The 10,081-nt window shown below is 45.9% G+C and carries 9 protein-coding genes; 6 read left to right on the top strand and 3 right to left on the bottom strand.

Annotated features, from left to right (window positions below):
* Positions 1 to 120: 120 nt before the first annotated feature.
* Positions 121 to 903 (bottom strand): siderophore-interacting protein, encoded by a 783-nt coding sequence (locus tag KDK18_RS08355; RefSeq protein ID WP_257254448.1) that lies wholly within the window; start codon positions 901 to 903, stop codon positions 121 to 123.
* Between the two features lie 233 nt (positions 904 to 1,136).
* On the opposite strand from KDK18_RS08355, the gene KDK18_RS08360 reads away from it, so the two are divergent.
* Positions 1,137 to 1,799 carry a hypothetical protein gene (locus KDK18_RS08360; RefSeq protein ID WP_257254449.1) on the top strand — a complete coding sequence of 221 codons (663 nt, stop codon included), beginning with the start codon at positions 1,137 to 1,139 and terminating at the stop codon, positions 1,797 to 1,799.
* 170 nt (positions 1,800 to 1,969) lie between these two features.
* A complete protein-coding gene (locus tag KDK18_RS08365) occupies positions 1,970 to 3,193 on the top strand; it encodes an NAD(P)/FAD-dependent oxidoreductase (RefSeq protein ID WP_257254450.1) in 1,224 nt (407 codons plus the stop codon).
* 282 nt (positions 3,194 to 3,475) lie between these two features.
* Here the strand turns inward: KDK18_RS08365 and KDK18_RS08370 are convergent, their stop codons facing one another.
* Both KDK18_RS08370 and KDK18_RS08375 read right to left on the bottom strand, forming a co-directional pair.
* Complete coding sequence (locus KDK18_RS08370; protein ID WP_257254451.1) at positions 3,476 to 4,876, bottom strand: hypothetical protein; 1,401 nt, start codon at positions 4,874 to 4,876, stop codon at positions 3,476 to 3,478.
* Between the two features lie 190 nt (positions 4,877 to 5,066).
* On the bottom strand, positions 5,067 to 6,797 hold the full coding sequence (locus tag KDK18_RS08375) for a hypothetical protein (RefSeq protein WP_257254452.1): 1,731 nt from the start codon (positions 6,795 to 6,797) through the stop codon (positions 5,067 to 5,069).
* A gap of 496 nt (positions 6,798 to 7,293) precedes the next feature.
* Here KDK18_RS08375 and KDK18_RS08380 point away from each other — a divergent pair, with 496 nt between their 5' ends.
* The 4 genes from KDK18_RS08380 to KDK18_RS08395 all read left to right on the top strand — a co-directional run.
* Entirely contained in the window at positions 7,294 to 7,644 is a 351-nt protein-coding gene (locus KDK18_RS08380; RefSeq protein ID WP_257254453.1) for a hypothetical protein, read from the top strand.
* 50 nt (positions 7,645 to 7,694) lie between these two features.
* Positions 7,695 to 8,615, top strand: coding sequence for an SdiA-regulated domain-containing protein (locus KDK18_RS08385; RefSeq protein ID WP_257254454.1), 921 nt, complete (start codon positions 7,695 to 7,697; stop codon positions 8,613 to 8,615).
* Positions 8,616 to 8,647: 32 nt separating this feature from the next.
* Positions 8,648 to 9,406, top strand: a complete 759-nt coding sequence (gene truC / locus KDK18_RS08390; protein ID WP_257254455.1) for a tRNA pseudouridine(65) synthase TruC — start codon at positions 8,648 to 8,650, stop codon at positions 9,404 to 9,406.
* 72 nt (positions 9,407 to 9,478) lie between these two features.
* Positions 9,479 to 10,081, top strand: a 603-nt coding sequence (locus KDK18_RS08395) for a hypothetical protein (protein ID WP_257254456.1), incomplete at its 3' end; no start/stop codon positions are given.

Genomic DNA, 10,081 nt, shown 5'->3' on the forward strand with positions numbered 1-10,081 from the left:
CATCGCCGCAGGGTCGTTGATTGCTCCTGCATAAACGACACTTCCACCATCCCTGAGGGCGTGCTCGGAAGTCAAACGAAAAATGCCTGAGCGGGCAATACCGATTGTAGAGACACTTATTTACTCAGACAGTCTTTCTTTCTTTTGTATCTTGTGGGCTTCATCTGGAAGGCCAAGCTGCCAGTAGCTACTGATGTAGCGCGAAGAGCGGGGGGCCAGAGATTCTTCATTCACCCAGTTTCTGATCTCCAGCACAGCGTTCAGCTCACTGGCAGCCCATAAATAGGGATCTCCGGGGAAATGAGGCAGGTTAGCCAGAGTTTCTTTTAAAAGCTCCTTCTGTTGGCCTGGGTGTGGATTTATAACCCAGATCAATTCCATGCCCTTGGGGATCAGCGATGCTTCCAGAAGCAGAGATTGCTGGTCGTCCTGATGGGGAATTTCCAGAATTACATAACCCTCTGCATGGGCGGGTAAAATCTCTATGTTTGCACGAATAGCTGGTAGTGCGGTCAGGTCTCCGACCAGAACAAACCAGTCTGCATCCAGATCGACCAGTTTAGTAGGACCGGGTCCAGAGACTGAAATCGGATCGCCAATCCTGGCATCCTCAAGCCATCGCGCAGCAGGCCCCTGGTCACAGGCATCGGGATGCACTGCGAAATCAATCGTTAAATGCCGTGCACGCTGATCACTGGAAACAACAGTATAACTTCTTCGTAGTGGTTTTCCGGGCATTGCAGGATTATCGAAAATTAATTTGATGTAGGCACTGGCTTGATCGGGTGGAAAATCAGAGAGCGATTCTCCGGTCAGGACGACCCGCTTCATATGAGGGCTCAGGGACTCAATGCTCTTAACAAATAGCTCTCTTGCAGGAGGTCTTGCCATATAAGTGCTCAAAGGATCTTAGGATATAATTGAGAATCATTATCATATCTGTATGGGACAATTTCAAGTAATACTCAGAGACTACCTGCATTGCTTGCCTTATGTTTTAAAATGAGTCGGCATGGAGTGAAACCTGTGCCTAGCTTCTGCGCTCAGGAGAAGAAGCATAAAGATCCGCAAATATAAGGATTGATAATTTATCGTTTCCTGAAAAAATGGTTGGTTTTTTTCTAGAGGTTAAGCCATTGATCACCCAAGATTCGTTCCAGAAGGCCCTTAACAATAATAAAGCTGTTCGTCCTCAAGACATTGAACTGCTGACAGCATGGTTTTCTCTGCCCGGACGTGCCGCTAGTGCTGAGCATGTGATTGCTCTGACGGGGGCTAAACGTGCATCCCTGATCATTAACAATCTGGGCAAGCGTATTGCCGGGTTCCTGGAAATAGATGCTGGCACTGGTGCTTCTGTTGTTGCCCTTGATGAGAAAAACGAAGCAGGTGAAGCCGTATGGGTTATGTGTGAAGAGCTGTCCCGGGCTCTTACGGCTAATGGTCTTATCGCTTCTGAAGACGCCCGGTTAGAAGCTGGCGACGCTGAGCCTGTAATAGCTGAAGCCAAGGTAGCAAACGTGGTAGCTGAGCCAGAAGTAGTTATTGAAGTGGTGAGTAGCCCGTTGGCTGAAGCTCTGATTGAATTCGATGTTCAATCTATTCGTAAAACTTACCCGAGCACTCCTGCTGGGCAGCGTTTGCTCAAGCCCGCTATGGTAAATGCTCTGGTAGCTAGTCGTCCAGCCAATGCCCGTGCATACCAGCGTATGATCCCTGCTGAGCTGCGTAAGAGCGTCAGCCCTCAGGAAGCCAAAATGTTCCTGAACAAAGTGCTGGGTATTCTGAAAACCCCCTGACAGGCAATATCGGTCTGAAGTCCGGGCCGAAAGAAACAGAAGAAGGGGCAAACCATTATTGGTAGTCGGTATATGCTCCTTGGTTTGTTTACAGCGCTTGTTTACCCTATCACAGTAACAATGCTAATGGCTTCATCGACTCTTACCTGTCTATTTGAGATCTACTGAATATGCCCCTGACCAGAGCCCTACAGTCTAAGTACGATGCCATTATTATCGGAGCCGGTGCATCGGGTCTTATGTGTGCGCTCACAGCTGGGTACCGGGGTCGCAACGTTCTTGTTCTGGATCACGCCAACAAGATCGGCAAAAAAATTATTATTTCAGGGGGAGGACGTTGTAACTTCACCAACCTTTATACAGAACCTGCCCATTATCTTTCGAATAACACTCATTTTTGCAAGTCAGCCCTGGCACGTTTCACCCAGTGGGATTTTCAGGCGCTTGTGGATAAGTATCAGGTAGCCTGGCATGAAAAAACGCTGGGGCAGCTCTTCTGTGACAATCGTTCGCAGGACATTGTCGATCTGCTGGTCAGTGAGTGCCGGGATGCCGGCGTCACCATTCGAGCCAGAGCCTGTGTTGAATCAATCAAGCTCAATGACTCTTCGGATTACGCTCTGGTAACCAATATCGGTGAGTTCTCCTGTCAGTCACTGGTGGTGGCAACCGGTGGTTTATCATTTCCGACAATGGGAGCCTCAGGGTTTGGCTATCAGATAGCGGAACAGTTTGGTCATGAACTGATTGAGCAAAAACCTGCACTGGTGCCTTTCATCATGGATCAAGCCTGGCTGAAGCACTTTATAGAACTTTCCGGCGTCAGCTCAGAAGTGGTGGCCAGCTGCAATGGACAGTCTTTCCGGGAAAATATTCTGTTTACTCATCGTGGTGTCAGCGGGCCGGTCATTTTACAGATTTCATCCTACTGGAAGCCGGGAGATACGGTCTCCATCAACTGGATTCCCGGCACAGATATTCATGACTGGCTTAAGTCCTGTGTCAAACAGAGACCCAAGGCTCAGACTGCAACTATCTTGTCTGAACATATGACCAAAAGGTTGTCTCAAGCACTGTGTGTGCAGGGTCAACTGAGATTATTAACTGACAATGGTCAAAAGCTGGTGGCACTATATACTTCGACTGAGCTTGAAGACTTGGCTATTGCACTGGAAAACTGGCCATTGAAACCCTCTGGTACAGAAGGCTATAAAAAAGCAGAGGTCACGCTGGGCGGTGTAGACACTGCGAAAGTTTCATCGAAAACTTTTGAGAGCCGCATTCAGCCGGGGCTTTTCTTTATTGGCGAAGTTCTCGATGTTACCGGCCAGCTGGGCGGCTTTAACTTCCAGTGGGCCTGGGCTTCAGGCCACTGTGCCGGACAATATATTTGATTTTGTGCAGAGACAACAGAAACTGCACATTTGCTTTTAAAAAAATTGCCAAATCGATTTCCAGTGGATTGATTCGTTTTGAAGAAGCAAAAAGATTAAAAATGGTGGCATAAAGGCAAGTGGATGGGCAGAAAACGTAAAATCTGATCAAAAAACGCCTAATACCCGATTATTTTTTGATCATGTCGAAAAAAGGGCGGATGAGCCTGCGCTAAAATTCTTATTCTCGGTCAGGCTCCCGCGAGGCTGGGCAAGATCAGTAGTGCTTTTGCTTTGCAATACCTACAGAACCGGGACATTTAGCAAATAAAACACAGGCACGACAATAGACATTACCATGTAATATACGGGATCAAAACCCTCCACAACATCTGGAACAGGTGTTGTTAAAGAGTAGGCATAGCGTAAGGCAATCACAGACTGTTGAGTCAATTGAGGGATAACATTGTACATTCCTGCCGATTCAATCATGGAATTTATAATCATACCGCCATATACAAGCAGCAAATGCCAGTGTTCCATCTGCATATTTTGAGCACCGTATAGGGCTGCAAATGCCGTCACCAGATAAGCTGAAGTCGAGACTCCCACCGTCACCAGCATTGCCTCAGGAATACGAATATTTCTGATGTAAGCCAAAACTGAGGTCACAGCCAATGTGGTACAGAAATAATATGCAGGCCAATTAGCTTTCCTGAAAGCAGACCAGTAGCCAATATTGCGTAGATTATCTATCGAACTCAAAACCGAACTTACATAATAAGACGCCACTAAAATTCTGACCAGTTTATTAGAGCTGAACAATTCACGATGATGACCGCTTACCAGGAAATAGCCCCGAAGTGCCTGAACAGCCAAAATAGCGTAGATCGAATTACTTTCCCCCCACCAGGCTGAAGTCAGAGTACCCAGTGCCAGAGTAACTGCGACAAAAGCAGCGGATGGTACATTGAGATCTCTGTAGACATAAAGAAGTCGATAACTTGTATATAATAGCCAGGCCACGCTGATACCTGAAATGGCATAGCTAAGCATTTCAGGTTTATAGCACTGGGACTTACTTCCAGAAAAAAAACAATTCAGGAAACTTGATTGATCAGACTTTTTTCCAACGGTTTGCACTGGCTGCTCCTGCATAGCCGCCAGTCTGTCTTTTAGAACCTGATAGAAATCCCCGACGCTATTATATAAGTGCCACCATGTACTGTATTGAGAGTAAACCAGGGGCAAAAACGAGAACCCTTGTTTCAAGGCCTCATTAACAGTCTGCAACAACTCAGGATCATCATAAAGTGCTTCATCGATCAAATGGTCTGCTGCATGCAGCCCTCCTTCATCATAAAAGACATCATCAAGTCGACTCGAATCTCTAAAATCCTGAAGAGCAAGCCCGTATCGATCATTATCTTTGACTGCATTACTGAAAATACTATTGATTCTTTCCAGATCTTTTCTGCCCTCTCCATTAAAAGTTAAATTATCCAAACCCTGCTCTTTTAATGCACTTTCGATTTCAGAGGGGTGCCCTTGAACGCCCTCAAACACAGCCATAGCAGTACTATTGTCTGGATAAAAACCGACCTCTTCATTGGCCAGAGAAAAGCAGGAAGCCAACATAAAAAACAACACCAGTATTTTTTCCATGGCAAAATAAAACAATGCATCAGCCCTATAAGAAATCAAACTCGCTACCCCCGACTCTTTACACCACCCCAAGAAAGCAGACACTTTTCAGGTAGGCGCTGTTCGTTCGAAAGTGAAAAAGCAGCAACCCCCTTGGGGAGAAAGGACAAAATTTTTTTTGCTCCTTCTGAACCCCTTGATGGGAGGGCTTCCACTTTTGAATTGAACAGCACCTTTCAGATACATGAACTTAAGGTAGCAGAGTGAAAGAGGATTTTTGGTTGCAGGTTGGACACTTAACACCAAAGCGCTGTAACTTCCAGGCAGAGAGTAGGTTGTCATCCAGTTGATTCTGGATCAACTGGTTCTGACAATCTGCACAGATAGGGTGCTTGCATGCCAGGTTCAGTAACGCGACAGGCTCATCCTCATTGAGTCCATCAAAGGTACCCTCTTCATTGCTTATTGATGGACGCATACAGACTGGACAACGGTCTTCATCACCGTTGTAATCCGTAGCTTCAAAATTTGGTAATACATGCTTGCCTGAACGGACAGCATTAACAGCGCTTTGGGCCCAGTTGAAACCGACAAAATATCCCAGGTAAGCCAACTGAATACTTAACACTTTATTGACCCATGCAGGCACTTTATACTGAGAAAATACACAGCTGTTATCCTCATTGCAGCCACTATCCAGAGCCAATGTTTGCTGTCCATCAATCTGGCTGCTCCAGGTGATAGTAGCCTCAGAGAATCCATCTGAACCGGGAAAAGTGAAATACGAAGTATCTTTAGTGTGTTGTATGTCAGCAACCTCCCCCCGGCTTTCCCTGTTATAAAAGTAATAATGCAGGACATTTCCTGCTATATCCTTAGTCTGGACAGTTTTATTGTTGCCATACTCATTGAGAAACTGAGCGACTTCTTCAAGAAACACTGGGGCAAGAAGCGTTCGAGCCTTGACGATAGCCGAGCGATTATAAGAATTAGAAAAAGCAGACAACAGATAAGGTGGAAAAACTTCCGATTTTTTCAAATCAGAAGCCCTCTGGACCAGCATACCGTATACCAGTTCATCACCATCGTGCACATGAAAACAGATGAAGGCCAGTGCAACAAGATACTCTGGCACTTGATTGCCGTCCGGCTTAGACGAAGGCATTGGAAAGAACTTAAAAAATGATGGAGCTATATAGACAGCGCTGAGGCCATTCTCATCCATAGCTTTTGCCAGAGCGCTGTAACCATCATGGTCTGCACTGAGTTCGCTAACCCCTGCTCTTTCCAGCTTGTAAGAAATCCTCTTCATAGGAGATGGTCCGGTATAGATAATGAACAAACCGGCTGCGCGTCCTGCCATGGTCAAATCCATATGGGTTTTGGTATTACCCTTATCTTCAAAGAACAACAAGCTTAGAATTTTTACCAGCGGTAACAGCAATAAAAGCTTTGGACTAACGTATGTTCGCAGGGGATTATTCTGGTTGTGCTCTTCTCTTGTCAGCACTAAGCAGGCAACGGCGGCATAAGGCATAGGATAATCAAGAGAAAAAACATTCCGAACTAAAGCATATCCAAACCTGAATCGGGTTAGAATCGCATCCGTATAAAGAAGGGCTGACGTTGCCGTACCTAATATCGCAATGGAACAGGAATTGAGCCAGTGATGGTGAAAATAAAACCCATAACTCAAAGCCATGGTAGAAAATATGGCCGACATGACACCTCCATACAAGAACGACTGCCATATCCAGTTCACGTCATCCCGGGTTAAGTCATCCAGATAAATGACTCTGTTACCGAGTTGAATGGTTGTACCTTCATCAGATACCGCAACTCCGCTTTTTGCCAGAACAGGCTCAACCATAGATAGAGATAAAGTCACTCCTTGAAGACCCACTGAAACCTTAACAGAAAGGCATAACAGCACAATGGCGCAAGGAAGCAAAAAGCCTTTCGCGCTGAACAAAAGATTCATGAACAACTTCTCCACTGTTTCGAATTGGGCTTACTGCAATTTCATGGACAATCGCGAATCTGTTCTCACTTGATTCTGCGGTTTTTCGTGCTTGATAATCAGATCGCATCCAGCCCTTGGTAGAATTAGGTTAGAAGCAATAAGACTCCGGAAACTGGAGTCTGGAACTGCCATCGCACAATTTAGACAAGAATTGCCGGGTTTTCATTCCGTGTACAGCAAAACCGACTGTGCTGATTTTTTTTGGTGGCGCACCACCGTCTGACTTTGGTGCCATACCTTCCAGTGGGTCTTGGCTTCAGGCCATTGTGCTGACAGTATGTTTGATTCCCACTGTTTGATTTTCTGTATCTACCAGGAGCATAATGCTGCGTTTGTGAAGCACTGATGGTATTAAAGCCTCATAAATCATTCTCCTTGAGCGGAAATGGCAGCTCATCAGGCAATACGAAGCGGTCACAGAGTCCGATAGAGCTGCACTTTTAGGGTAGAAGTCATGAAGTTTATTAATCGCTGTGTTGTAACCCTGAAGCCCAGACAGCCTTTTATTGACTGGGCAAAAGGACTGGGGACAGAATTGCCGCAAGACTGGAGTCTGGAAGGTGGCTCCTACCTGCTGGATGAGCAGGAAACGGAGGAAGGTCTGGAAGCATCACTAGCCAACCATGCCCGGGACATGATGGAAAACGAACTGTCTGCCTGGGAAGAAGATCGGGGTCGCTGGCCCGAGCTGAGAGATCTCAGAGCCCTGAAAAGCTTGTTTGATGTTCATGTTTCAGTGGCGGGCTTCGATCTGGGTACCGATAGTCTTATGAGAGCTGACTTGTCTGATCTCGAGGTGATCTAACAGCTTTTTGCCCATCATCAGGCTCCTTGAAACTGGCGTATTCCCTCGTTATGAAGCACTCCAAAAAACTTTCCCTCGGGATCATTATCATTCTGACTCTGGCCGTGATCGCTATCAACTATTTCGATATCGATAACAAACTCTACAATGAATACCTGTCTCATACGATTACCCGTGAACAGCGGGAGGATGCCATCGGGCTGAATGAATATGAGTTAGCGGCAGGACCTCTGAAACTTGCCGATGCAGGAGACCAGGTCTCCGGAGTGACGTGGTGTCCTGTCACCGATTCCCTTTATGTTGTATCCGGAGGAGGTTCTGCAATTAATGTGCTTGAGTACGACCGGAATGGAAACCTTAAGAGAAAGCTGACATCCAATCTTAATGCTGACGTAGAAGGCATTGCCTGGGCTGATGGAGATCGTTTTATCATTGTGAACGAACGTCAGCAGGAATTGTTGATGGTGGACATTAAAACGAGCTCGAATGAGATAGACTTCTCCAATGCCCCCAGTTTTACCTTTGGCATAGGAGAAGGGGGCAACAAAGGTTTTGAAGGGATTGCCTGGGATCCAGAGACAAAATCGATCTATGTCCTCAAGGAGAGAGATCCCATCCGGATTTTTCGTATCGATGGTTTCACCGAGCAGGGGAAGGATAGAAAGCTGGTGATTACAGAGCAAAAGGAAATGGAAAAAAGCCTGAGGTTTTTCAATCGGGATCTGTCAGGTATGCACTACGATACGGTTTCAAGGCATTTTGTTGTGCTCAGTGATCAGTCCGATTCTCTGACAGAGCTGGATGAGAATGGAGATACCGTCAGTGTTATGGAACTGGAGAAGGGCTGGCACGGACTGAAGAATACGATTAAACAGCCAGAGGGGGTTACCATGGACAGGCAGGGAACTGTGTTTATTGTCGGGGAGCCTGACTACCTCTTCGTATTCAAGAAGCACATCGTGTCCGAATAAAAATAGCCTCCTTTGATATTGAGAAGTTGTGCATGTCGGAAGAGACTTCAGAAACACTGGAAATCATTTATCAGGATCAATGGCTGATAGCGGTGAACAAACCATCGGGCCTACTGGTGCATCGATCTATGATTGACCGGAATGAAACCCGGTTTGCTTTGCAGATCGTCAGAAATCAGGTAGGCCAGCATGTTTATCCACTGCACCGTCTGGATAAGCCCACTTCGGGTGTTTTGCTGTTTGCCCTGTCATCGGAGGTTGCCCGACTGGCTGGAAAACAATTTGAGGAGGGGTTGGTAAAGAAAACCTATTTAGCAGTCGCAAGGGGGTATGTGCCAGAGTCTGGTGTGATTGATTATCCTCTGAAAGAAGAGCTGGATAAAATGACAGACCGCAAGGCTCGTCAGGACAAACCAGCCCAGAAGGCAGTTACCGCTTATGAAAGACTAGCGACTGTTGAGCTGCCTTTTGCCATCGAAAGATACCCAACCAGCCGTTACTCGTTGGTGAGGGTCTGGCCCCAAACGGGCAGGAAGCATCAGATTCGTCGACATATGAAGCACATAGCCCACCCGATTATTGGCGATGCCAAGCATGGGAAGGGGGTTCATAATCGATATTTTGCCCAATACTTTTCAGCAGGAAGATTACTACTGTCCTGTACCGACATGGAGTTAAGTCATCCCGTTACTCATCGACCGCTCCTTTTGTCTGCTTCGCTGGATGATGTTTTTTCTGATCTGATGACTCGCTTTGGATGGAATAAATCATTTTATCGAAAAGATGAGTAATTTTTCCGATTCCCCATGACTAATCTCAATTAAGTATCTAGTCTGCCTGAACGGTTTGTTTTAGGAGGCTTTATGCTCAGAGCAGGTTTGAGTGTACTGTCGTTTGTATTTCTATTGCTTGGAGCATTTTACAGTCAAGGATATGACGAAACTAATAAAGCTAAAATAGTCGTAGATAAATCAGGTCATCAAAAGTGTAAGCAGTGTGGCCTTAGTCTTGATGTCTGTAATTGTCGATGTGATCAATGTGGCAAGCGGTATAGAGAAAAAAGGGTGATTGCCCGGGTAAGAATAAAAAAAAATGGGCAGTGTGGCATCTCGAGAAGAAATGGCAAAGAGCCCATGCCCGGCATAGTTTATTTATCCACAGAAAAAACTTGCCAGTGTGAAGAAAAACCTTTGATTATTAAGCTAAGATGGGATCCTCGAACGGAGCCCGGTTGCAGTAAATGGAATGTTGCTTTTGATGGAGCTTCAACCAGTCAAATGACTTTATTAGAATCATCCGGTAGTGGTTTTTCAAACGAAGCGCTTCCTGTTTCTGTTCCAGACGCAGAGCCAGATTCAGACTCAGATCAAGATAAAGATTCAGATCTAGATCCAGATCTGGATCAAGATCAAGATCAAGATTCAGATCAAGATTCAGAACAAGATTCAGAACAAGATTCAGATCAA

Source organism: Endozoicomonas sp. SESOKO3 (genome assembly GCF_024606255.1).